At 34.3% G+C, this 25,280-nt stretch carries 30 protein-coding genes; all 30 read right to left on the minus strand.

Features of this window, described 5'->3' with window-relative positions; genetic code table 11:
- Positions 1-109: 109 nt before the first annotated feature.
- Positions 110-619, minus strand: coding sequence for a JAB domain-containing protein (locus tag FAR12_RS17360; RefSeq protein WP_126410075.1), 510 nt, complete (start codon positions 617-619; stop codon positions 110-112).
- Between the two features lie 42 nt (positions 620-661).
- The gene (locus tag FAR12_RS23540; protein WP_158318935.1) at positions 662-805 is read right to left on the minus strand and encodes a hypothetical protein; all 144 of its coding nucleotides are present in this window, start codon (positions 803-805) and stop codon (positions 662-664) included.
- Between the two features lie 89 nt (positions 806-894).
- A complete protein-coding gene (locus tag FAR12_RS17365; RefSeq protein ID WP_126410076.1) occupies positions 895-2,286 on the minus strand; it encodes a DUF3854 domain-containing protein in 1,392 nt (463 codons plus the stop codon).
- A gap of 480 nt (positions 2,287-2,766) precedes the next feature.
- Positions 2,767-4,005, minus strand: a complete 1,239-nt coding sequence (locus FAR12_RS17375) for a hypothetical protein (RefSeq protein ID WP_126410077.1) — start codon at positions 4,003-4,005, stop codon at positions 2,767-2,769.
- A gap of 448 nt (positions 4,006-4,453) precedes the next feature.
- The gene (locus tag FAR12_RS17380; RefSeq protein ID WP_126410078.1) at positions 4,454-4,888 is read right to left on the minus strand and encodes a hypothetical protein; all 435 of its coding nucleotides are present in this window, start codon (positions 4,886-4,888) and stop codon (positions 4,454-4,456) included.
- 11 nt (positions 4,889-4,899) lie between these two features.
- Positions 4,900-5,964 (minus strand): hypothetical protein, encoded by a 1,065-nt coding sequence (locus FAR12_RS17385; protein WP_126410079.1) that lies wholly within the window; start codon positions 5,962-5,964, stop codon positions 4,900-4,902.
- A gap of 602 nt (positions 5,965-6,566) precedes the next feature.
- Positions 6,567-6,710, minus strand: a complete 144-nt coding sequence (locus FAR12_RS23545; protein ID WP_158318934.1) for a hypothetical protein — start codon at positions 6,708-6,710, stop codon at positions 6,567-6,569.
- A gap of 132 nt (positions 6,711-6,842) precedes the next feature.
- A complete protein-coding gene (locus FAR12_RS17390; RefSeq protein WP_126410080.1) occupies positions 6,843-7,043 on the minus strand; it encodes a hypothetical protein in 201 nt (66 codons plus the stop codon).
- Positions 7,033-8,199, minus strand: coding sequence for a hypothetical protein (locus FAR12_RS17395; RefSeq protein WP_126410081.1), 1,167 nt, complete (start codon positions 8,197-8,199; stop codon positions 7,033-7,035). Before FAR12_RS17395 ends, FAR12_RS17390 begins: the two co-directional genes overlap by 11 nt.
- Positions 8,200-8,412: 213 nt before the next feature.
- On the minus strand, positions 8,413-8,664 hold the full coding sequence (locus FAR12_RS17400; RefSeq protein WP_126410082.1) for a hypothetical protein: 252 nt from the start codon (positions 8,662-8,664) through the stop codon (positions 8,413-8,415).
- Between the two features lie 129 nt (positions 8,665-8,793).
- Complete coding sequence (gene dnaN, locus FAR12_RS17405) at positions 8,794-9,903, minus strand: DNA polymerase III subunit beta (protein WP_126410083.1); 1,110 nt, start codon at positions 9,901-9,903, stop codon at positions 8,794-8,796.
- A 311-nt stretch (positions 9,904-10,214) separates the two neighbouring features.
- Positions 10,215-10,628 carry a hypothetical protein gene (locus FAR12_RS17410; RefSeq protein WP_126410084.1) on the minus strand — a complete coding sequence of 138 codons (414 nt, stop codon included), beginning with the start codon at positions 10,626-10,628 and terminating at the stop codon, positions 10,215-10,217.
- The gene (locus tag FAR12_RS17415) at positions 10,625-10,981 is read right to left on the minus strand and encodes a hypothetical protein (protein ID WP_126410085.1); all 357 of its coding nucleotides are present in this window, start codon (positions 10,979-10,981) and stop codon (positions 10,625-10,627) included. The genes FAR12_RS17410 and FAR12_RS17415 overlap by 4 nt, the downstream gene beginning before the upstream one ends.
- A 309-nt stretch (positions 10,982-11,290) precedes the next feature.
- Positions 11,291-12,655: a toprim domain-containing protein gene (locus FAR12_RS17420; protein WP_126410086.1), complete on the minus strand. Its 1,365-nt coding sequence runs from the start codon at positions 12,653-12,655 to the stop codon at positions 11,291-11,293.
- Positions 12,631-12,960 (minus strand): helix-turn-helix domain-containing protein, encoded by a 330-nt coding sequence (locus FAR12_RS17425; protein ID WP_126410087.1) that lies wholly within the window; start codon positions 12,958-12,960, stop codon positions 12,631-12,633. The genes FAR12_RS17420 and FAR12_RS17425 overlap by 25 nt, the downstream gene beginning before the upstream one ends.
- A gap of 192 nt (positions 12,961-13,152) precedes the next feature.
- Positions 13,153-13,629: a hypothetical protein gene (locus FAR12_RS17430; RefSeq protein ID WP_126410088.1), complete on the minus strand. Its 477-nt coding sequence runs from the start codon at positions 13,627-13,629 to the stop codon at positions 13,153-13,155.
- A 180-nt stretch (positions 13,630-13,809) separates the two neighbouring features.
- Entirely contained in the window at positions 13,810-14,037 is a 228-nt protein-coding gene (locus FAR12_RS17435; RefSeq protein WP_126410089.1) for a hypothetical protein, read from the minus strand.
- Between the two features lie 4 nt (positions 14,038-14,041).
- Positions 14,042-14,275, minus strand: a complete 234-nt coding sequence (locus tag FAR12_RS17440; protein WP_126410090.1) for a hypothetical protein — start codon at positions 14,273-14,275, stop codon at positions 14,042-14,044.
- A gap of 113 nt (positions 14,276-14,388) precedes the next feature.
- A complete protein-coding gene (locus tag FAR12_RS17445) occupies positions 14,389-14,751 on the minus strand; it encodes a hypothetical protein (protein ID WP_126410091.1) in 363 nt (120 codons plus the stop codon).
- Between the two features lie 39 nt (positions 14,752-14,790).
- The gene (locus tag FAR12_RS17450) at positions 14,791-15,339 is read right to left on the minus strand and encodes a metalloprotease family protein (RefSeq protein ID WP_126410092.1); all 549 of its coding nucleotides are present in this window, start codon (positions 15,337-15,339) and stop codon (positions 14,791-14,793) included.
- A gap of 348 nt (positions 15,340-15,687) precedes the next feature.
- Entirely contained in the window at positions 15,688-16,077 is a 390-nt protein-coding gene (locus FAR12_RS17455; protein WP_126410093.1) for a DUF4320 family protein, read from the minus strand.
- Between the two features lie 80 nt (positions 16,078-16,157).
- On the minus strand, positions 16,158-16,430 hold the full coding sequence (locus tag FAR12_RS17460; RefSeq protein ID WP_126410094.1) for a hypothetical protein: 273 nt from the start codon (positions 16,428-16,430) through the stop codon (positions 16,158-16,160).
- Positions 16,431-16,465: 35 nt separating this feature from the next.
- The gene (locus FAR12_RS17465) at positions 16,466-17,353 is read right to left on the minus strand and encodes a hypothetical protein (protein WP_126410095.1); all 888 of its coding nucleotides are present in this window, start codon (positions 17,351-17,353) and stop codon (positions 16,466-16,468) included.
- Between the two features lie 17 nt (positions 17,354-17,370).
- Positions 17,371-18,333, minus strand: coding sequence for a type II secretion system F family protein (locus tag FAR12_RS17470; RefSeq protein WP_126410096.1), 963 nt, complete (start codon positions 18,331-18,333; stop codon positions 17,371-17,373).
- A 10-nt stretch (positions 18,334-18,343) separates the two neighbouring features.
- Complete coding sequence (locus FAR12_RS17475) at positions 18,344-19,744, minus strand: ATPase, T2SS/T4P/T4SS family (protein WP_126410097.1); 1,401 nt, start codon at positions 19,742-19,744, stop codon at positions 18,344-18,346.
- Positions 19,745-19,749: 5 nt separating this feature from the next.
- Positions 19,750-20,601: a hypothetical protein gene (locus FAR12_RS17480; protein WP_126410098.1), complete on the minus strand. Its 852-nt coding sequence runs from the start codon at positions 20,599-20,601 to the stop codon at positions 19,750-19,752.
- Positions 20,601-21,404 carry an SAF domain-containing protein gene (locus FAR12_RS17485; protein WP_126410099.1) on the minus strand — a complete coding sequence of 268 codons (804 nt, stop codon included), beginning with the start codon at positions 21,402-21,404 and terminating at the stop codon, positions 20,601-20,603. The genes FAR12_RS17480 and FAR12_RS17485 overlap by 1 nt, the downstream gene beginning before the upstream one ends.
- 13 nt (positions 21,405-21,417) lie before the next feature.
- Positions 21,418-21,858: a DUF5411 family protein gene (locus FAR12_RS17490; RefSeq protein ID WP_126410100.1), complete on the minus strand. Its 441-nt coding sequence runs from the start codon at positions 21,856-21,858 to the stop codon at positions 21,418-21,420.
- 12 nt (positions 21,859-21,870) lie between these two features.
- Entirely contained in the window at positions 21,871-24,450 is a 2,580-nt protein-coding gene (locus tag FAR12_RS17495; protein WP_126410101.1) for a hypothetical protein, read from the minus strand.
- Positions 24,420-25,277 carry a hypothetical protein gene (locus FAR12_RS17500; protein WP_126410102.1) on the minus strand — a complete coding sequence of 286 codons (858 nt, stop codon included), beginning with the start codon at positions 25,275-25,277 and terminating at the stop codon, positions 24,420-24,422. The genes FAR12_RS17495 and FAR12_RS17500 overlap by 31 nt, the downstream gene beginning before the upstream one ends.
- Positions 25,278-25,280 lie beyond the last annotated feature (3 nt).

The following is a 25,280-nucleotide window of genomic DNA, read 5'->3' on the forward strand; positions in this document are numbered from 1 at the left end:
ACATGCTACACTCCCCGCTCGGTTTCCCTTACGGATAAGTTGGCTGATGATAGGGTAAAGATTGTGATATCTCCCTACTGCTTTGCTAAAGCAGATTTCCTAAATGCCCTTATGGGCGCACAATCTCTCTCGGATGAACAATTGAAGAATTTAAACTACCGATAAATATAGTTTTTTTACCGATTACCTCATATTTCGCGTTTAAATATAAAGCAACAAAATGTTCTTGTTTGAGAAATCTCATATCCATAAGAATGTTTGCACTATCTTCCGGACTCCTTATAACTAGCCTAATAGCAGTTTCTTGAGTATAAATTCTCTTCCCAAGCTCTAATCCTGCTAAAAAGGATTCGGCCCTTCGTTGTGTAAAACCACTTACCCTATTACATAGAAATTCTGGAGTTAAACCCTTAAGACCATATTCATTTTTAAGTTCTAGGATTTCATTTACCACTTCTTCTAAAGGGTGATTTTTAGTTCCTGAACCTAATATAAGATGTAGGACTTCACTATCGCTTAACGATTCGAAGACTCCACCCAATTCGTATAATCTTTGTTGGGATTCACTTAGTATTCCAGCATCTTTTCTTGTGTAAGACGTTGCTAATTGCAAGTTCATTTGTTCCTCCTAAGTGTGTAATTCGTTTAAATTAGATTTTCATTAGTAGTGCATTAAAACATGTCGGTTGCCATTGATTACAACAACAAATTTCCAACAAGTTTCATACACTTCGCGAACTATCGTAGCCAGTTGGCCATAATAATTCACGTTTTCTCCTAACACAATCGTCTCTAATGGGTACATAATGTTTCCTCCTCGTATAGTAAAAAAGACAACAAAAAAAACCGCTTTATAAAAAGCAGCTTCCTTGTTGTCATATTAATTAAAACCTATTAGGGAATATCAATGATTTTCGGTTTGTACGACAAATGGAAAAGATCATCTAGACCTTTTGCTACATTTGACGGCCACATCGCAATCGCCACTTGAATTCCTAATGGTTGTAATTCGTTTTTAGCCTCTTTCACCGCATTCATCACATTTAGACCAACAGTATCTTCTTTATCTTGTGCATCAGCATCAAAAGCAAAGATAACACGTTTGGGCTTTAACTGTTTCGTCGGTTCTAGTAAATATCTCCACTGACCTACGCCTGCTACTTGTAAGTGTAGCTTTTTCGTAAAATCAGCAGCAATATCACCCTTTAATGGACCTTCTCCCCACCATACTTCATCCACTTCCATGTGTTGATGAATGTCACCCTTGTGGAGTGTCCAGTTCAACAACACCTGGATTGGAACAGCTGTGTGATAAGGTACAGGGTTTCCTATTTCAGCACCATTGTAAATACCTTTTTCGGGATTAATAGGTGATGAAAACCAACCGTACTTCGGACCTAATTGAATTTCAATAGTTCCTAGTGGTGAGGTTAAAGGCAATTGCTCCCGATTCGCCTCTCCAAGTACTTCCCCGGTACTCTTTTGAATGATGGTGAAATTTTTGTAATCTTTCATTTGGATACGTAAATCTCCATCCGCCTTAATCAGTTCTGGTCTTTCATCGTACATGACTTGAAAGCCTTCAATTTGATTATGGATATTTCGGAATGGGATCATCATACCCGCTCTCCCAACCATGCTCCAATAAAGACCATATTGCCCTTTCATTTCTGCGAACCCTGGAATACCTTCCAAACTTCCAACAGAACGTTTAATGGCCTTGGTTTTTTCATAACGTGTCTTTTTGTCTTGGACAAAAGTACGGTAAGACCTTATCTTTGCATACTGAGAAGAAATTTTTCTAACCTCTTTTAAATGTTGAAAGTGTTGCTCTTGAAGAGGCAACTCTTTTAACATTTTTCTGTATACCTCATGTAAACGGTCTGTAGATGCTTTTTCTGAAGCACGAACAATAACCTCACGAGGTTTATACTCAACATTGTTAAATTCACGAAATTTTCCATTCTCATATTCAATGGTGATTCCGCATAGTTCACAAATTTTCTCCACCGTTTCAATAAACTCTGTGCCTTTAGGATAAGCGTCTGATTGATTCACACGGTAATGGTAATAACTAATAGCGTCTCGTCCACCTGCTACACCAGCAAAGTCCTTCCAAATTCCTTTAGTTGGATTAATGCCGACAGAAGGTGTATTTTCTCCCTCATTACGATAAGTAAAGTGAGTTTGTCCTACTTTTTGAAGAGAATCTCCTATCTGCTCTGCAAGAAAGAGAAGATCTACTTCTTTTGCCTTTTGAATAGTAACATCCGAAATTCTTCCCATCTTTATTCCTCCTAATGTGTGTGCTTAATAGTTTAATAGAAAACAAAAAAGCCCTCGGAAGAAAAAGACACACGTATCGTGTAATCAATTCCACCCGTAGGGCTTGTAGCTTCAAGGTCAGGCTCATAAGAGCAAATAAAAAATAATCTAATTTTATTCTACTAAAGAACCATTGATTTCGCAAGGATATTCAATTCATTTCATTATTAATCCAATCATTTAAACTAGTAATAATCACTTTATAAAATAGTTTGATGAACCTATTTTATTAATAGATCAGTGTAGCTTTGAAATAAAGTTTGATCAAAAGCACCTCACAAACCGGTATTTTACGATAAATAAAAAGAATCCATTTTGAAAAAAGATTGATCAAAATGGATTCTTATCTAGTAGGTTTAAATCTTGTTTTTATAAAAAAGTTTGATCATTTTTGTGATCCTTATTCCATTAAAGTGCCCGTTTGTTGAAGAAGGTTAAAAGTTAAATTACCCTGTTATCTTCATGTTCTTTAGCAAACCACCTTATAACTTGCTGTGCAAGAATATCTAAGCATTTAGAAAACGCTTCTAGTTGTTCCGTTGGACATTCCATGCCTTTTTTCTCATAATTAGTTTTTGCATGAGCAAACATGTTTCTGGTATTACTAATAGCATTAGCAACCTCTTCAAAAGCTTTTATTTTATCGTCATTTTTACTTTCTGTACTCAACTTCTTTGTAAACCTTAATAATGGAGGTGCTATTGTAACAATTTCATTTAGGTCACAACAAGTTTCAATAGTTAGTTTTATAGCAAAATAGTCTTTTTGATTATTTCTGTTACTTTCGAAGATTTTTCCTAATTCTAGTATGTAGTTTGCGTCCGGATTTAGTGCTCTTGAACTAAATAATTTCTTGGTGGCAGAATTAATAAGATCTTGCTGTATAACTGTTTGAGATACGTATTCTATCACCTTGGTATAAGTTAGAACTAATATCTCATAATTCGCACTAGAAAGGGAAGAATTGTACAATTTTAACAATTCATGTACGCCTTTTCCTCGTAACAATGGTCTAAGCCTTGTTGTATCTACTCTGAAATCGAGTTCATCCTCTGAGGTAAGATAGGATAATCTAGGAGACAATTGTATACTAATATCTAATGTTGATTTTAGCTCAAATAAATAAGCATCAACTAGGCTTTCAATTATATTAACATCTATCGTATCCTCGGCAGAAATTTCTATAAAGAATTCATAATCGTCCACTGGCGGTAAATGCTTATCAAAGAGATCATCAATTATTAATTTAATTCCATAACTTGTTAAGCCATTTACAATATTTATTGAGTACTCTTGTTCATCTATTGACTCTTTAATAGTAGGGATATCAAGACCAAAGCCATATATCAATTCTTGTATTTGGCTGTCTATGCTAAATAAAGCTACTTTTTTACCAATTAATTTATTTTCATCAAATTCAACGACTTTCATAGCATCATACACTACTTCAAGTAACTCACCGATTGTATGGTTCGCTTCATAATAAGAATGGGGAAAATAAGCTGGTAATTCATAATTTTCATCGATAATTAAATCCTCTTCATCCTTGGAATTCTCGTCTTCATCATCATAATCATCAGAAAGATACGCGAAGTCATATTCTATACCGTACTCTTCGAAAAATTTTAATAGCTCACTTACCTCTTGTTTAAATTCCTCAGAAACAAATTTAACTGCCATTCTCTTGCCTCCTATTACTACAAATTTACGATAATTAATTAGACTTGAATAAACAAATATAGGTTCTATTCGGTATAATATCATTTTTTCAACAAAACTACCCGTTACTTTAAGTGTATTCCATTACAATATCTTTTTCATAAATATCCAGATTTACCACCGAGTGTTATTCAACAATCTGACCCTTTAATGGAACAACTTATTGTCATTCAACAGTTCCTTAATCAACGTTTCAATTCAGATGTTCTTTTCCTTTTCACTATAAAAACACCCCTTTAGATAACCATATCCAAAGGGGTAAAACGGTGCATCTTTTTTACAAACGGTATAACTTTCTTTAAAACGGTACATCTTTTTTATAAAAGGGACGACTTTATTCCAAATCTACAATCAGCTTTCCTTACCTGTTTCCGATTTTTTTCAGAAGACATGTTTTTAATTAGAGAGTTCAATCTTCCAAAGTCTGAGGGTCTACACCAATATCTTTTAATAATTCTAATACACCAGCATGATTCTCAAGTAGACAGACGGAAAAGTCCTGAATTCCTAAAAATAGAATATCATCTTTATAAATATTGTAATGCCAGAGATCATTTACCCCTCCCTCAAATGAGGGAGAAGTGTATTTATATATCAATTTCCTAGCTTCAGAATCTAGACTGCCCGATATAATAATGCTGTTATCCATTCCGTCCCAAGGTTTGATTGTAACATTTCTCAAATTCTTAAATTCCTTTTTTCCTGTTATAAATCGATTATCTTCATCAAGTTTATCCTCCGTAAAGATTATATCGAACTTGTTACAATGATTTATACAAACTTCAAATATGTTTTTCCATTCTGACTCCGATGTAATGTCATGAATAACTATAACATCCTTCATTTTTTATCTCCTTAACTAGAAAAATTTGTAATAGTTCGGTTGGTATTAATATAAAACTGTTGTGTTAATTCTGGAAATATCTCAGGAAAAATGCTTTTAAACATATAAATTTTTATTCTATAATCACCTGCTGGTAGACCAGATGTACTAATACTCACTGTATTTCTATATTCATATTCATATGTGTTATTAACTGAAAGCCTTCTGATAAAGGTTCCCATAGTGCCTGTTTTTACAATGGTACCTACACTATTTTCAACAGTATATCGAGGTACTTCATTCAAAATGTCCAAATCTAAATCACTATTGTTTCCACCTACATCTAATGTTACCTTAAGCGTATCGTTTGCAGGACTTACATATAGGGTGTTTATATTCTCTACATTATCAATACTGGTTTCAGTTAAAGTTGGTAGTTCAGCAATCGGAACGTCTTCCTGAATTGAATCATACAGCCCATCAGCTGTCTCTTCAATATACCCTGTCAAATCATTACTAGGTTGAGCTTCCGTTATAAAGTCAGCTTCGGTATATACTATTTCTCCATCTGGAATCGCATCACTTGGGTACACAGGTATAAAGCTAGTGATGAGCTTATAGAGCGTTACAGCAGCTGCAGAAAAAACAGCAATCAATGTAAAGTTATCATTAGGAGAGATTGCCTGAGCGAAGGATTTCATAGCACTAGTCGCTTTAGAAACAAGGGTGTTCCATGAGGTGGCACATTGATCCATTACAGTCTTTTTTTTCTTGCTCTCATAAATATAAATACACGATTTATTCTGTTTTTTATATTTTACAACATGATAATTTGCTATTTCTTTCGCAACTCGATTATTATATGAATTTAGTTTATCCACGTGCACATTTACATGGGGAGTAGTTGTACGTGGGAATTTTGGCCCTGCCCACCCTTTATGAACATTAGTTATGGAGACTACCAAATTATCTCCAAATCGCTTTGATTTCCAAAGTAAACCTGCACTTTCTGCTGAAGTAAGGTTTGGAGCTACTAGACTAAACATTAGTATTACTGCAAGTAATGATAAAATAATCTTTCTTTTTCTTACTTTCATGTTCTCTTCTCCCCTTAGTTATTAATAGATTTTTAATGGTACAATAATACTATATTTACAAATATATATAAATTATACCTAAAATATCCAATTTTATATTAAACTATAATACATATATACTATGGGGTAAATTTAACTAATCAGTGTTGTCCTGTATAAAAATCTTGCGTTTTGAAAAAGATTGATCAAAACCACCAGATTTTTATCGCTCCTAATGTCACGGCATATCTAGTGATATAAATTCTTTAATGCAATGTGACTTATTTCAAAACTATAATTCTGGCCAGAGCTACTAGAAAGTATTCAGATATTCATTCCATATCTATTACCGGCGCCGTCATTCGGGAACAGTACAACTGTTTTATAAACGGTAATAACTTTCTTTAAAACGGTAAGATTTTTTTACAAATAGTACATTATTATTTCAAATATACAATACCAACAAAAATCCCTAGACACACTCTCTCTTTTTCTAGTGATTCTTTTTCGTTACAATCTTAAAAAAACCCTTTGGCTGAATAGTAACTAAAGGGATTAAGTATGTCTTTTTCAAAGCTTAAACGACTATTTTATTTGTTAAATAATTTCTTTATTCATAGATATCATCTTTTTTTAAATAGCTGTTTTACTTCTTCAATTTTCGTTTTCCGTTTTTTTCTTCTTTCCGCAAATATTTCTTGCTGATCTCTCACTCGTACTGGCTGCGCTCGATTCTTTAACTCCACAATTTTGTTGTTCTGATTCATTTCGATCACCACTCCAACGTTTTGTTAGACATAGGTTGCCCATTTTTTGAGTAGAAAATACAAAAAAAGAGCATAATTAGTAGATTTTACTAATCATGCTCTATATTTATTACGGTTTTATAGATTAATTGTTTAATTATGTCTTGCGTTGTTTGATATGTGACCAGCTCTCGGTGGATGAGTAGTGCCATAATAGGAGCCGCTACCTTTTAAGATGGTTCTTACCTCTGCATGGACAGAATTTATTTGAGCTCTCCTTCGTTTACGACGGCTTTCAAATATCTCCGATTGTTCTCTAACTGGTACAGCTACAGCACCTCTGTTATTTGCCATGAGTTCCATCTCCCTTCCCTGGACGACTAGTATTCTTATAAACTATTTGGCACAAGCCATGAAGCATACTATAAATTACTCTTTGATCAATTATATCATCTGTTAACGCCAATAGATAACCTTTTTTATTAACAGAAGGTACAATTTGCAAAGAAATAATCCATGTTTCACTATTATTATACCCTACATTAATTCGGTATGAAACAATATGATATCCTTCTTTTGGCTCGATTTTAAATAGATTATTCTGCTTAGTAGCAGCAGCGACAGTCGATTGTACCCAAGGGTTGTGATGATTTCTGGTTAGATCAATTGTCAGAGGGTTCTGCCCCGTAGTTCCTTCATCTGCAATACGAGTTAATACATTGCCATTTTTCTTATAAAGTGAGTACCCAGCAATTATTTTCAAATCTGAAAAACTGCACTTACCTCTACCTATACGATGTAAAATGATATGTAAGTCATGAAAGAGTTCAACTAAATATTGAATTCCATCCTCGTACCATTTTATTTCATCTTCCAGACCTTCAATAAGTTCGTTATACTTCTCGATCGCTAACTCCTCTTTAGAGCGGAGCTCGTTAATTTCATCTCGAAGTCGTTCTTTCTCCTCTTTGTACTCTGTGGTAATAACATTAACAATTTCTAGTTCGTTTTCTTGCTTGGTCAATACTCCATTCACATATTCAGCTAACCCTTGATAAGAAATGTTTTTATCGTGAACTGAATGATTAAGCAAATCAAATTCATGTTTCCTTAAAGCTTTATACGCTTTTAAGTAAAAATGAGGGTGAGTTAAGTTCAGCATCCTAGTTAAAGATATTGGAATCATAAGGGATAGTAGTATTACAACCGCTCCCACTAGTATTAACAAGCACCAATACCATTCCATCCCTTGAAAAAAGGACACCGCACTTGCAACAACTCCTCCAATTAGAGGAAGTGTTGATAAATTAAAAATATTAACTTCATTTACCTTCATAATAGGTTTGTAAAAAGTCTTCAAATCTTTTAATAAAAGAATGATAGCTTGTCCAATCCAATGAGGTGAAACGTCTGCCCTTGATTCTTGATTCTTAAATTTTTCAAGAATTTTATCCATACTGGGAGCAACTCTGAACAGGAAGCTATGATAATTAGGTTTGTTGTCACTCATAAAATTTACCTCCTTAATGTGTAATTTAAAAACAAATTCATCCTGCTATCTCATAGCAGCGTAATAAAGATTGTATTTCATCGGACAAATTAGGCTCGTCCATTCAAATCCAATCAATCGCCTTTTTTAAGGATACCATTTCATGATATGGATATTCTCCTTTTTTTAATGCATTTTGTACCTTAATGTCATTTAGCAAATGCATACATTTTCTCATCCGTCAGTAAAAAATCCCCACGCAATCGTAGCAACAACTGGCGATACATATTTCTCTAATTCTTTCTTCGTATAGCAAACAAATAATTCATGTTTTTCTTCAGCAACTTTAAATGAAGAAGTTGAATATCCGACTATAGATTCCTGAGAAACACATATCATTTTCAGATCTCCACCGTTTTCGACATGTAATTCTTCCACGGATATATCACTACCCGCTTCAACTGTTTTCATTAATGAAATAAACATAATCTTTCCTCCCAGTTAGTAATAAATAAAAAGAGAAGAGAGCTTAGCGCTTCCTTCCCTTTCAAAACTATTTATTATTTTCTACGTAAAGTGGAGAATTTTTCTTTATTGAATATCAAATCCCTTGGATTATCGCACTGGCAGAAGTAACCCAAATTGTGTTGCGCCCTCAACTTCCGGACGAACCAGCATCGGCTTAGTTACTCCACCAAATTGCAATCTAACCTTTTTACTACTCATTGAATTTAATGAGTTCATTAGATAATGAACATTTAGCTTGAGCGATATTCCAACTCCCGCTTCATCAACGAATAATTCCTCAAATATCTTTGTAATTTCCGTTTTCCCTTCAATCGTTAAGGTTGATAAAGTACCTTCTACTACGGAAAACCTAGCTATCTTTTCCTTAGGACCTAGAGCCGTTTTTGAACGGTCAAGAGCCTTTAATAGTTCATCTTTATGTAGAACTACCTCACTCTCAAATTCTGACGGAATCAGTTTTGTTACATCAGGAAAGGTACCATCTAACAGACGAGTTGTAAACGTGATTCCTTCAGTTTTTAAAGATAGCTGATTTTGAGAAATAGAGAATTCTACTTCTTTTTGATCTGCGATTAATGTAACTAATTCATTAACTGAAGTTTTTGGTACCACTACATTTTTAAATTCTTCTGTTGGAGCAATAATAGGTACTGCATTAGCAGCTAAACGAACGGAATCCGTCGCAATTAACGTAAGGTACTTACCATTCGATAAGATATGTACTCCTGTTAAAATTGGACGTGCCTCGCTTTCCGAGCAAGCATATACTACAGCTGAAAGTGATTCAGCGAAAGTCGGCCCCTCTACTTGAAAAATTGTTCCTTCTTCATAAGCAACAGCTTGTGGAAATTCGTCCACTGCATATGTGCTAATACCATATGAACTTTTCCCCACTACAATATCCATTTTCTTATCTTCAATGACAAGTTCAACATCCCCTTTAGGAAGTTTCTTTATCATATCTAAGAAAAGTTTCGCGGGTACAACAAAAGCAATTTCTCCTTCGGTTTCTGTAATATCAATTGCGTCTACTTGAACAGATACCGATTCGTTCATAGTACGAACCGCAATTTTATTTTCCTTTGCATTTACCATAATACCGGACCTAATTGTATCGGGCTTTTTAGATGCGACATTAGCAGCTCTTCCCACTAAATCAATAAATGCTTGTGTTTCCTTAATTTTAATGTTTGTCATTTTAAATTCCTCCTAAGTGTGTGTAAAAAATAGTATCGTTTTTTAATAGCTTCATAGAACGCAAAAAACCCTATTAGGGGCATAATCCTTCCAAGGATAAATAAATGCCACCCAATAGGGTTTAAAACTTCAACGTCAGGCTCTAAAGAGCAATTAAAAAACAATATAAGGCTATTATACTATATGAATAAAAAAAGAAAAATAGTGTTTTTACAAAAGGAATGCTTCTTCCCTTAATGGACTATTTTTCTCCTTATTTCTAATTTTATATGTAGTGTTGTGCACGTTTGTCAAGTTAGTTTATGACAATCCTAAAATCCTATGATATCCTTTCTGAAATGAATAAGATCCAACAATGGAATTATAGAACGATCATGATACTCACCAATTAATTTTTCTTCTTTAAGAAGCTTTTCGAGGTTTAATGTAAAACGAAAGAATCCAACCAGATAAAATGATAAGTCTCTAGCATTGTGTAAGTGATTAGGAATGTTTTCTAACTCATCTAGGATTTTAAAAGTAATAGTTCTATGTAAGACTGGATTTATCTCACTTAGATTGCTGTGGCTAAATGTCCTCAACTTAGTTAAGGAGCTTCCTAGTAAATTTAAACCTACATTTTGTAAATACTCTAAATCTTTATCTTTAAAAAAATCATCATTTATTATTGTGTCTATTTGGCCATTACTTAGTTTATTATGGTAATCCGGTTCAAGGTTAATCATGCTTTCGTTGATTCCTTCATGTATATTTCTGCGTCCTTCTCATATGCTTCAATCATCCATGCTAAAGCATCATCTATGTTAGTAAACTTTTGGTTACCAATGAATTCCCCACTCCGTTTAAATACCCATACAATCGGACTCCTTAAAAATCTGTCAAAAATAAATATCTCAAAATTTGTTTTTTGAGGAATTCTATTAATAATGTATCCCTTAACTTTATTATTAATTTCAATAACTCCAGTTCCACCAGGTGGAAGTTGAAGACTCTGACCCTCACTAATTTCTTTTATCTCATAAATACGTTGCAATCTTAGCTTTTCCTCGAGTTTACTAATTGTTTTATGTAATTTCATTAATTTTTTCTCTCCTCATAATTTCAATTTACATTTGTAGACTAATAATTAAATATCATCCTATAAAACGGCCTCTACATTAACTTTCTTTTGTGAATCTCCTAATAGAAAATCCATCTCCTCAATTAATCTATCAACACCCTCTTTGGTTAATTACAGATCTAATACTTGAACAATCCAATTTCTTTTACTCCTTACCATACTTACATTTCAAAACTTTTACCCAAACGTACCGAACGTTTAAGCTATTTTCCCTCTTTTTCTATTATTTTACTCTACTCTTCCCTTGCTTTCAAAGATTCTTAAAGTTTATTTTTTCAAAAAAGAAAGGAGCTTACGCTTACGTTTCGGCTGCAACTTCTCAAATAATTCTTTACCAAGAGCCAATTTTGCCATTTCGGAGAAGATAGCATATAAACCTTCAACTTCTTCTTCGTCTAAGTATTTCCAAACACTTTTACCGTCCATTAACGCTAATTTCACTTCCTCCAAGTGAGGAAAATGAAACGGAGATTCACTTACATGATAAGCCTCTTTTAAGTCTTTGTTATACTTCTTTTCAAGTGAATCATTAGAGTGATTACAAAGAAGGATAACTTTTTCATTTAATTTTTGGTCAAATAAATATCGAACAACTCTATGCTGACTAGCTTTTATTCGAGCTGGATCAAATTGGGTGGAGATAAATATTCGGTCGGCTTGACGTAATATTAGCTTTTCATGTTCTTCAGTAATACCATTCGATAAATCATAAATTAGAATAGGAATTTGTCTAGCATATCCTACGAGGTAAGCCGACTTCATTAAATCCCATTTTTTTAATTCTGTTTTAGGGTTCTGAACGATATATGTAACCCCTTCAAGATTAATACTCATCCCCTTTACAATTTCTTGTTCAGAATGAATAAGTTCATGCCAACTTTTCCAGGATTCATCGGTATGCATTTCTCCATTAATTTGTTCAAACCATGTAGATTCTGCATATGGACTTTCCAATATTCCGACTTGTAGCTGAAGATTGGCCAGATATTCTGCAAACATTTTAGCAATAGTTGATGATCCACTACCTTTAATCCCGCTACTGAATACAAAAAGTTTAGGTTTTACTATCAATTGTTGATAAACAGGAACTTCTACCTCAACAACTTTACCTTCTTGTGGGATAGCCCCTTTTTGTATAATTGTTTCTGCTTGCTTTTCTTCTTCTTCACGTTTTTTCTCTTTTAATGTTTGTGAAACCGATTCAATTTTCCCTCTAAACTTTTCAATATACTTATAAGAGGGTTCTCCTAAGATTTGATTTATATAACCTTCTGGGAGTTTCCCCTCATGAAAAATATCCGTAATATTATAAGTTGTTAATTTGGTTAAGAAAATATCATCAATACGACGATCACATATGAAAACGATGCGAAGGTTATAACTAAAACGTCTGATTTCCTCTATTACCGCTTCCCATTCTTCATCTGAGTCCTCTTTATTTTCACTTTCTCCGATTAAATCCTCACCAATTATTACAATTTGGGGAGCCGATTCATTTACTTTATTGATTAATGTACGCCTGGTCGTTACCTTTGCAACTACTTTCGCGCGTTCACCTTTTTCGAGGTCATCTTTAATAAACTCATCTAAATGCTCGTCACCACTTGCTAAGATAACTTCCTTTCTTTCCACTCTTCAACCCCCCCATTCGTCACATTTTCCTCATCGATAAAGATTTCTAATGTACTTCGAAATTGTTTAAATTGTACCCTTTTTTCTAGATCAAACCCATCATAAACTAAACGCAATATGTGGCTCCAGACGTTCTCTGAAACATTAATATCGCCATTCTCCATTTTAGATATGCTGCTTCGATTAATCCCAATCTCAACTGATATGTCACTTTGTGTTAAACAGAGCATATTTCTAAAATGTGCAATACACGCACCCTTGGTCCTTGGTAGGAACATGTTTAATAAAATTCCTTCTAACTCCACGTTGATGTCTCCTCCTCTATGATAATACGAAAAAAAGACACAACTCTCCCGTCATTAAGAGAATTGCGTCTTCCGCCAAATTTCTTATTATAAAATCAATAAAATGTAATTTTGAATGTAATTATTATACTATAATGTACCTTAAATTTGAATAGTATTATGATGTTCGTGTGGCTTGAATAGGAGATAAGACTATTCTTGATATGAATACAAAGCTTGCAATATTAGCTTATATATATCGTCCTCACAAGACACAATATAATTGGCAATAGCAAGCTCAATCACGTCACCAAGAGTCTTATGCTTTAGAGCTGCTATCGTATTAACGACTTCCTCTTCTACCCGAAAAGTGATATGTGTTAATACTGAGCTGGGCCCGTGAAGGTCTGTGAATTCCGTTAAGATCGATTTAAATCGATCTTGATTAAAGACATTATCTTTTACTTCCGGATAGGAGGAGCGGTCGAGATTTCCTTTTAAGTCATGCACCATTTTAGTGATAAGCTGATTAAAGCTAAAGAGACTTAATTCTTGTGTACGATCAACACCTAATTGTTGAATCAGTAGAGATTTTAATAAAATATTTTTCTTATCACTGAGCAGTTCAGAACACACTTGATATAGTACACTATACAGCGGTCGAACTTTATAGGTTTTAGATGGATACATAGTTATTACTCCTATCATCTTGGTTCTATGTTTATTATTGCTAGAATGGCCAATATTACAATAGGAAGAACTAATGTCTTTTATACGATCCGTTTGGCCAGAAGATGTCCTCTATAGTTATCACTCCGGTAAAAGGAATCGCTCCTATAGAATAGATTCATTTTTCACTATTAATTAGTATTATTTTTTATCATTAATCACATGTACGTCCAAATTATTCTCTTTTTTGTCATCGAATATTAGTATTGTTATCGCTAGTAAGCAAGGAATCATAGCTAAAGGTGCTATGGTTCTTACAAAAGAAACCATTGAAAACAATAGACCGAAAATGAGGGTTAATACAGTAAGAAAAAACAGTGCTACTAATACTGTTGATAAACTTGTATGTTTAGATTGTTTATTTTTCATAAAATTACCTCTCTATAGAAGCCATTTTATAGAGATAATAAATAAACCAACCAATATTAACCAAAACGAAAATAACAGCAGTTATTATAGCACCACCTGTGGCTAAGTGGGACAGACTTAAACCAATTCCAGCGGCCTCTGACGGTGGTATAAAATGAATCAATGCAAAAATAATCATTTTGACAAAAATTATTGCATCAGCAGCTAATAACTGATTTAAGAATTCCTTTTTTCTCATTACGAACCTCTCCTAGTTACTCATTATTGGATATTCTGCCTTATCCGCTATGTCTGTGTGTTTATCTCTATAATATAAACCATCTTTCATTAGCCGATACCTCTCATATTTGTTTATAATTCGTGCTTTTTCATTATTTTCTTGGGTTGTTTAAATAAGAATTTTATTATAATTCCGATTGTAAAAATCCAAAAAATCACTTTAGAAACATTAAAAAATGTATACAGTTTATTTAACATTTCAATTCGAGAAGTTTGTATTTCCTGAAAGCTATTGGATAATGATGAATCAGCTGGTGCTGGTATCTTTTCAATAAAATCAAAGGAGAAGAATATAGGAAAAGCGTTTCGAATATCACCATACATTTGTACAGGGATTATAAGTAAAAATAAGCCGCCAAGCCAAAACCCAACCCAAGCTATCGCTCCAATATCTATAGTTTTAATATTTTGAATCGGTCTATTGAATAATGACATATAAAGAATGTCCTCCTAATAAGAATATTTTAATAGAAATCACCATATAGCCGTGAATGACTTATCATCTTCATGTACCTTGAATTTCGTGTGTTTCGGATACTTAAACGCCAAGAAAAACATCATGACATCTTTGGTAGCACTAGACATAGCGGAGAAGGCTGAATATCCAAGAATGAGCAAAAAACAAATGTGAATGTTTACTAGAAAAGCAGAAAGTAAACCAACGATACTCAATTGAACGATTAACGGCATAATAGCTATAAGTTTAAAATGACGATTTTTTATTTCTCCTTCGATATATGTATAGTTTTCATAGAAGCGGGCATTGTAACCAAGTTTTTTAGCGGTTGTCCAATGGCTCCATTCGTGTATAAATGTTGAGAATGAACGATTAGGATTAAGCGGTTTTTCATACAGAAAAACAAGCACCATACAGATTATTAAGCCTAGAAAGGTCCCTCGGGTTAATGTGCTCTTCCACATGATAAAAACACTAATATCTAAAGGTACCAGGAAGAACACGAACAAAACACATTGAATTCTAAACATTTTCTTTCGGCTAAAGTTATGATTCTTTTCTTTCATCTTTCTTGTCCCCCATTGTGAACATCATGTCATGTAAACTCTTTGACATTTTAATTATTCATTAAAAACCATATCGCTGATCAAGATTAATAAATTCATTTAAAGATTGTTCTTCGACTGTATCTGAACCAGCTATTCTTTTATGGCCATTCTTTGGTTTTGGGTTAGTCCCATTTTTATCTAAGAACTCATTCCAATTGTCTGCAAAAAATATTTATTTAGTTTTATCTACAGTAACCTCAAAAACATCATTTTGTTTTAGAGAATAAAAAACCGTTTTATATCCTTGAATTCCCATTTAGTAAACACCCCTGGATAAATCATTAGTTAATCATAAGCGTTAATTAATTACCGATACCAAACTTCACTTCTTCCTGAATCATTCGCCTTAATTGGTAATGTAAAATTCCCGATACCTGTTCCTAATAAATTGAATGAACGGAAGGTGTATGCTCCTTCAAATTCTACCGTAAATCTTCCTTGATGTTGAAGCTGACCTTTCTTACTATATTTAATGGTAAACCCCTTATCTTCCATTCCAAAGTCTTTGATGATTTGATTATAATGTGCTTCAACGCTAGGTGTCACTCCACCTTGAATTTCCGCTTCTTTTGTTACTTTCTCAACGATTGAATTAGCTTTATACGCCCATGTTCCGTATACAATTATATCTGGAATAAAAACCATAATGCTAAATGATATTAATAAGAAAAAGGCAATCCCCACCGCACCTCTCATACTTTCAACCTCCCATTCTAACACTGTCTACCATGATAAAAAGATTGGATAAGAACAATCCTTATCCAATCTTTTTAATATTAGTTACTTCCCCAGCCTGCTGGATTCGTATTCGTACCGTTTACCCCATCATTAAAGAAAGTACCGATATCTCCAAAACCATCTTTCATGAATACTACAGCAATCCCTAGGACAATAATACCGATTACGATACCACCGTAAACTAAATACCCTTCCTCTGAAGAACCCTTCGCAGAAGTTTCCTCTTTTAAAAACCCTTTAACCTTTGATACTACATTCGATTTTGTTCCTTCTACTACTGTACCCATTTTTAATAATAATGTTGTTTTCATTTTCATTTCCTCCAATTTTTTGTTTGATTTTATATTTAAATTTTTGAAAACGCATCGCCAATCATGACAAATAAGAATGTCAAGATAATCGCCACCATCGGAAAGAGCATAGGTGTTATATAGTTTTGAACTTCATCTGGACGAACTTCTATCATTTCGTTATAAGCCTCTTCTTGAAGATCGTCCATAATTTTAATTTGCGAACTAATAATTTGATTCGCTGCAGCGGCATCCACTTTCATAATCTGTTGTAACGCTACAACAAATTCCTTCGCTTCACGTATACCTATTGTTTCAGCAAAATCTTGATACGGTTTGTGACTAGATGGATAAAGCTCTATCTGTGTCACCATGTGATCGACAAATGGTCGTAATAAAGGACCTGCATATTCCACTGATCTTCTTGTAGCATCAAAGGCATTGTAACTTTGTAGTAATACCGCAAATGCCGATAGATACTCAGGCAACTCAATTTTCATTTGTCTTTCAAAATGTAATTTGTGTTTTTTTAAATTACGTTTTGGCAGGATATACGCAAGGACTCCAAGCGGAATCGCTAAATAAAGATATAAATTCATATCACTTATCTTATACAGAACTAGAGCAGCACCCACCATTAAAAGGGTAAGAATTAATCTCCTTACAATAAACCTGGTAACTGTTACATCCAGTCTAGCGTCTGCCAATTCACCTTCTAAATGCTCCTTATACTTGGTAAAGGAGGTCATTCTTTCTAAGAATGTAATTTGTTCCCTGACCCCTTTATTTACTTGTACCTGTTCCTCTTTAAGAAAGCCTTTTAAAACATAACGCTTGGATGTTCGGGTTTCCATAATAAGAAGAATGGTCTTATAAGCAAGAATGACGATAGAGAGTAGAAAGAGAACTTGTACACCTTGGGTGAAATAAATAAGAATACCCATTTTCTTCCCCCTTTCTTCTAAACCTCAACTCGATCATCTGAAGTTGGATCATAGATTTCCAATTTCTCTAATTGTCTGTATGTAACGAAAATTAAGAGAAACGTAATAGCAAATACAATACTTGATGCTATATGATTCATGACTAGTTTATAGTTGTCCATTGATACGAAGATAAAAAGAAAAGGTGCTGACAAAATCAAAATAACAAAGGTACGCCATATCTTGTAATTTTGTCTATGAGCTGTCTGAAGACGACGACGATATTTTTCTTTATCTTTCATCTTAATGGCAACTGAACGAAGGGTACTGTTATCAGATGCACCATTCTCCATTACTACTGCTAATTGGTCATGAAATAATCTAACGTGTTTTTGTTTATAACGTTTATTCATATTCTCAAATGCCTGTTTTACATTCTTGCCATCTTGCAATTTAAGAATAGCCTCTTCTACATCTTTTCTAATTGGATATTCCAATGAAGGTAAAATGGATTGAAGAGCGTCCTTAATATTATTAAACGTGCCAATCGAGGTAGTTAGAGCGGACATATAAATGGCCAATTTAGAATCTAACTCTTGAACATACTCTTTTTTAATTTTATGCAAGCGTATATTAGTTGCAATAATACCCCCACCTGCTGCCAATGGCATAAGAAAAAGCAACGGTTGGAAATAAACTAATATAATGATTGCTCCCAATCCTGTACCTACAACGAATGTTGAGATAAACGATTGCTTTGTCATATTTACTCCATGCAACTTCGCTTCTTCAATAATGTAAGAAGGACTAACATATTCTCTAATTCTCGATTTCTCTAACCATTCCATAAGAAAAATAGATTTTCCTTCATCTTCATCACGAAGAATACTAGATAGTCTTTTTCGCTTTCTTGAAAAAGACACTTGCGATAATTGCATAATTGCTAAATACGCTAACACCCCAATGGCAATTAACCCAATTATCGGAATGATCTGTGACACATGTAATCACCTACCTTAATAAAGTTTCAGCTGGTGCCAAATGTTGAAGTTCTTCAAAGTCTTTATACGAATCACGTATTTTATTCCATAATTTTGGGGACATTTTGTCTACTTGAATATGAGCCTGTGAAAGCTCGTCAAATTGAAATATAACGTTTTCTACGATGTTTCCATCTACATAAGCCAAATATTCAGTAATTTGGCTTATTCTACGAATTGTCCCGTACCTCTTCACGTGAACACCAATACCAAAACCTCTTATAATCCTTTTTCCGTAATATTCAGCTGGATGATTATAGGCCTCTTGACACAAATCAATAAAACGTAAGATTGCGTCTGCTGTTGAGTCAGCATGAACAGTAGTATCAACAATGTGACCTGTTGTTGCTGCCTTCATTACATCAAAGGATTCCTCACCACGAGACTCTTGCAACATGATATAGACAGGATTTTGTCTCATAGCATTTCGAACATGATAAGAATAACCGAACGTTCTCTTTTCATCGTCAGATGCTTCACGATTCTTCCACATCTTAATAGGTTTATTAGGATACAATTCATCTAAATAAGTTTCAGGCACATCTTCAATCATGATGATATTGGAATTTTCACGTGTGTACTTGGTAAAGTATCGTAATAACTCCGTTTTTCCGGTTCCAGTTGCCCCACTTATAAGATGGCTTTCAAAAGCAAATGTCGCTTTTAAAAACTCGATCATCGTTTTATTTGCATAACCCGAATTAATCATGTAATCCTCTGATAAACGTAATTTCTTAGAGATTATACGGATACTCATACTCGTCTTAGTATCCAAGTCTTGACCAACAATATTTACACGCATATAAGGAAATTGAGCGTCAACAGAAGGTTTTGCCATTGAATACGGCTTACCCGAAGCAAACGCAAATCGATTACATAGGTCTAAGTAATCTTGTTCACTATCAAACGTAAGATTAGTCTTATATGGCCCTTTATAAATATCATCGACCCAAATATTGTCCCACCCAATACATTGAATGTCCGTAAGGGTATCAATTTCAGTTAGTGGTTGCAATACGTCCAATCCTGCTATCTTTTCAACAAGATAATCCGTAACTTGGTCTAATGAATAGTCAGTAATAAGAGTCGAATAATCAGTTAAAAAACCTTTACTTGAAACATAACTATAAATAACTTCTCTTAATTGCCCTTGTTTTCTTCGATTACCAAACGAATCTCTTAGTAATTCGCGGTATTGTTCTTGTGAAAGATATTCTTTGATATGGTCTGTAATTTGTTGGTTAATGCTATTGGACATTTTAATTTTAGGTTTTAATTGGTTTTGTTGAACCTTTTGGAATAACAACCTTTCCAGGTTGATAACGTTTCGCTCCTCTGTTACCAACCCATCATATCGAATGCTGTTTTTCATAGGATTTACCCCATCCTTCCAAATAAACCATTGCGCTTTTTCGGAATAGCTGACTCAAACGAAATTTTCAGTTTAGCAGCTAACTTCTCTAAACGTTCACGAATTTCTACTGAGCTTAACTGAAGAGCAAATTCAGATTGTTGTCTCGCTGGATCATAAGGTATTAGAATCGCATCTTCACTTGTCAGCTGGAAATACTCATTCGCGGTTAACTCTGTACTTGTCATATTTAATATCGTTGACCATTTTTCTTCTAAGTGAGCAATGTTAGAAGAAAGGAACTTATATGCGTTCTTATTTTCAAATAATCTTGTAGCATTCGGTGTAACAACATTGATAATTTGTTCACTGTTTGCAATAACTTCAAATCCAAAGATAGAGTGAAGCTCTATCGGTAGGTTCAAGATAATGTACGTATATTTACTTGTTTTCAAACTGTACAAAAACTTATCAATATACTCTTGGGCTTCCTTTTCATTGTCTTCCCCTTCATTTATTAGGGAGGGAAAACTACTTTCTTGGAAATTCATCGGAAGCGTTAGATAGTCTAATTTATCCGGTAATTCGGCATACACTCTTCTTAAGTCTCGATTCTCACTATTTAGGAGAATCTCTTTCGTCAAAATGTATGGCTCTAAGTCAAATGAACGTTTAAGAATTGTATCTTGAAAGAATTCACGCGCATTTCTTGTTACGTCTGTAATTTGAGTAGAAATCGCAACTGAAGGCTTTTTATAATCTAATTCAACGTACAACACCTTATGTTCATTCATGGCGAGCAATTCAGCAAACCCTAGTGACAATGTTCGTTTTCCTTGTGAATGAGCTACTGAGTAAAAACTTAAAATTTCAGCCATTATTCTTCACCTTCATTTTGATTGGTTTCTTTTTCAAAGGACGATTCATTAATAAATGTAATAACATCACTTTGCTCTGTTACTTCTTCATTATTTGCTTGTCCTGTCGCAATCGGTACTACATCACCCAAGAGCTTTGCCTTATTTACTAATTCGTTTAACTCTACAGGAATTGCAAAAATATAAATTTTAGCAAGGGCATTCTTCTTTTCATTTGTATTCTCCTGGATTACACCTTTTTGGTAACCCTCTGGATCAAAAACGTTAGAAGCATCAGCGTCCTTTACCGATAACACTCGAACTTGCGACGCCAATTTTCCATACACCGCTTTTTTAGACTGACTTCCCGTTTCAATGAGCGAACGGAAATATAAATCAACTTCCGAATTCGGAATAATGCTGTTACCTAAACTCGTTTCTAAATCAACAAGTAATGGAAACGCAACTTCATTTTCTTTTAGTGAAAGGACCCCAGCGTCGGGCATTTCACTTTTTGGAATAATCTTATTGTCGTAAATAAAACTATTAGCTGGGGTTCCATACCCCGCTACCGTCCACTTTCCTACAACATCTTTCATATTCCTTACAGCATTCGTCGGTATTCCTTGTGTCGGAACTGTAATTACTTCTAACATTTCTTTTGTAATTTCAGTTCTTGGTGGAATATCAACTTTTGTCACAACAACATTCGCTTCATTGATTTCAGCTTTTATCGTGAAATTTGTATAAACCAATATCGAGACGATTAAAGCTGCAACCATTAACATTGATACCAATCGTTTTCTCCATAAAGTTTTCTTCATATTAGCCTCCGTATTATTTTGTTAATGCTTTCGATTCATAAATGACAATTTCTCTACTTCTTGTAATGGATTCATTAGGGGCTTGCTTTTTAGTAATTCTTGAAGCCATATCATTAAAAGGAGTATTAATAACCGTATATGAATCTACCGCAATCATTGGAGCTCGTTCAGATATTCGATAAATATTCACGTAACGCTCTCCTTCAAAAAAATCTGAGCTGTCTGCATACTGTCTTACGATTGCTTCAACAGCAATATCTTCATTGATTGTAATTTCTTCATTCACTCTTGCATTCCCTAAATTGATGGCCTGAGTCATTGCATTTCTTGTAGCATTTTCCACGCTTGTTTCATTATCGCTATCTGCAATACTGATATATTCAAATGATGATGTGAAAATAGCGAAGAACAATAACACCAGGAAAAAGAATGCACCTAATGTAAGCTTTGACATTCTTTCACCTCTTTACTTACTTGGTATTTGTACAGATTTGAATAATGAATCTCCAAGGATAATTTTATAATCTCGTTCCTTACTAAATTGACGAATCTCCTCTAACTTTTCAGGACTTAGATAAAACGTTTTAAAATAGTTGTTTACACTTACTTGTTTTGGATCACTTATCCAATTGTTATACCAATCTGCTAAACTCGTTATTTTAGTAGTTTGATTCAACCAATTCCATCCTGTTCCCTGTGGGAAAGGATTTTCCGGTGAAACTGAACGCTTTATAAAATCATCATTTCCGTTCGGATCTCCGACAATCGAACCTTCTACATCAATTACTCCTTGTACACAAGTGTTCATTTTATTCACTCCCACATTCGGTACCAGTGAATTAAAAATGTAATCACCATCAGGCTGTTCAAAACTTAAATACCACTTGCGTCCCCCGTCTAATATCGTTTCATTTGAATTTCGCTTAGGATGACTAAGGGAAGTGAATACATTTCCACTAAATTCTTCCACATACTTTTGCGGCTGCTTCCATGTCTTCCAACTATCCTTCGTATTTCCGCTAGTAGAGGTCGTTTCAATCGGCACCTCATATCCCGTTAGTTTCAAATTATTCGTTGTACTCGACCATGTTTTTTTTGTATATGGCATGTAATTCACCAAATCAGGCATGTAGCTTACTACTTTACTCGGCCCCTGCCCATTCGATACACTGTCTTGATTTATGTAGTGTGTCAAAATTGTATAATCAAAACCAAAGCCAGCCCTTCTCTTTAAATGTTCATCGGGAATTATAAGATCGGTAGTAACATATTCTCTAAAAATTTGTTGCCCTGATTCTTTGGAATTAACCGTCCTTACAATCCCTTCTGCTGACGAACTCTCCCCAGGACGAGCACAAGCATTAGGTGTATATTTCGAATTCACATAAATAGGTGTTGCTCTTACGTTGTTACTGAAAGTAACCTCTGATTTATTATGAAATGGAGTTCGATTTGGATTAATGTCTGCCTCAACATTTCCGCTATCTGTCAAAATCCAATCAAAAGTTAAAGATTGTGATTGTCCTTCAGACAATACAACCGATTGAGTCCCTTTCACTTTATTACCAAACTTCAAATTAACAGTAGTAGATAAATCTGAATTTACTCCTTCAAGAGAACTCAATCTGTCTAATTCACGTTGGTAATGATCAATCTCAGTTTGGAGAGTATTTATATAACATTCTGTATTGGCAATTTCCTGTCTCTTTGCATTTAAAGTATTCAATAATGTATTGGCTCTATCAAAGTCATGATTATTCTGTGCGTCCTCTAAATCCTTAACAATTTGTGCTTCTTGACTTCTCATTGTTGCTAATTGAGAAATTCTAGTATTTTTTTGAGTAGAACGTGTATTGATATCGTTTTGAATAGCTTGTCTTGCTGTTTGTCTTTCATTAGTAAAACTATTTCTTCTAACATCAACTTTTGTTCTAGTTTGTGTGTCTTTTTCTACTGTCTTCCCGTCAATTTTTGTAACTTCTAAATCAATTTGATAAGAATATCTATCGGCGGGTAGAACAGGAGCAGGACAAGAACTATTTGCAGGAGGTTTGTAATTAGTTCTATAGGAAAGTAATGCTTGTTTCCCGGTAAAATCGAAATACGCGGTATTCCCCCATCTTGTTTGATTATCATCTTCAGGTGTTCGTACTCCATACCATATAGCCGTATCTGTTTCATCAACAGTTAAAGATTTATATAGTTGATAGGGTGTAAAATAATACGACCCAATCGTATCAGCTTCTTGTCTTGGATATAATCTTCGAATTACATTACTACCAATCATCTGTAGCCAAGAAGGATCAATTCCACTATCGAGCGATATATGCCCTTTTGAATATTGGGAATTATTGAATTCGAATGGTAAAACCAACGGTGTCCAAACAATTTGATTATCAACTCTTTTAACCAAGAATAATACCCATGAAGCAGACTCATTAGCATTAGGAAATAATTCATTTACTGGCAAAAATGCGTTAAAACCCACACCGTCATATCGCATATTACAATCTAATTGATTATCCTTATTAACTGCATCAGCGGGACACTCATTATAGACACCACTACCAAGATTGTTATATTCAAGGTCTTCAGTCGCTGACAAATTTCCATATCCATCAGCTCTGTATATTTTTACTGTGTTTAATCCACTCGTTCCAACTACTTTTCGAGCAACTATATAGGTTGCGTTGTTACTACTCGTATGTCGTTTATAACCTTGAAGAGCAGCCCAACCTTGAAAGTTAACATATTCTAGTTGTCCATTCCCAAAATTTCGAGAAACAATTTTAAAACCGCCTGCTGTAAACTTATTATGATACACATCGTATATCAATTTTTGACCTGATCTCTGCTCCTGTAACTTGTCACCATATTTACTTGACCAACCCGACTTGACATTAGACTCAACATTATTGGGTGAGTAGGCTGCGTAAACTTCATCTGTATTAAGTGAAAAAATACTGGTTAGGACTGCAATTAGACCTAACCAAGAAATAACTAATCTTTTCACACCTAAACCTTCTTTCTTCTTAAAAACCTCCAATAAGCAAGAGCTCCTACAATCAATACAATTAGAATGACAGAAATCACATACCAAATTACATTAGAACTCTTTTCATCCTTTTGAGATTTTATTTCCTTTTTTGGTTGCTCTTTTTCTTTATTTTGTTTTTCTTTGTCTTTTGTCTCTTCTTTTTTAACTTCCTCTGAGCTTAGCTCAGTATTTGGCTCACCCTTGTTTTCTTCTACCTTCGGCACTTCTTTTTCTTGTGTTGTTTGTTTATCAACTACCGTTACAGAAGAAGAATCACTTTTTCCTGCATTACTTTCCTTTTGAGTCGTTGTAGACTGTTTTGAATCAGCAGTATTTGTTGAAGGTGCTGGAGTAGTCTGCGATGGTGCAGGCTTATTTTCCACTGGCTTTGATGGTGCAGGCTTGTTTTCCACTGGCTTTGATGGTGTTGGCTTATTTTCCACTGGCTTTGACGGCTCAGGCGACGGTGTTGGTGTCGGCGTTGGTGTTGGTGTCGGCGTCTCTTTCTTCACTGTATTAACCGTCAGAGTTAAAGAAGTATATTCACCACTCGGTGGATAAATCGTATATTGTTGCCCGTTAGAAACAGGCCCTCTAACTAAACCACTAACATTAAATTGTCCTGTTGTCGGTGCATAAAATCCGGTTACTAAACCATTACAAGCACCACTCGCTTGTGCTGGACTACCTGGTATATGTTGGTCAGAAACGATAGTCATTGAACATTCTCCATGAGTTGGATCATGATTTGCATCCGCAACTTTTGGCAATGCCATAACACCAAAGGTGAATGTTGCCGCTGTTATAAATTTTACGATTTTACTAGAAAGCTTCATTTG

Source organism: Bacillus yapensis (assembly GCF_005280205.1).
GTDB lineage: Bacteria > Bacillota > Bacilli > Bacillales > Cytobacillaceae > Robertmurraya > Robertmurraya yapensis.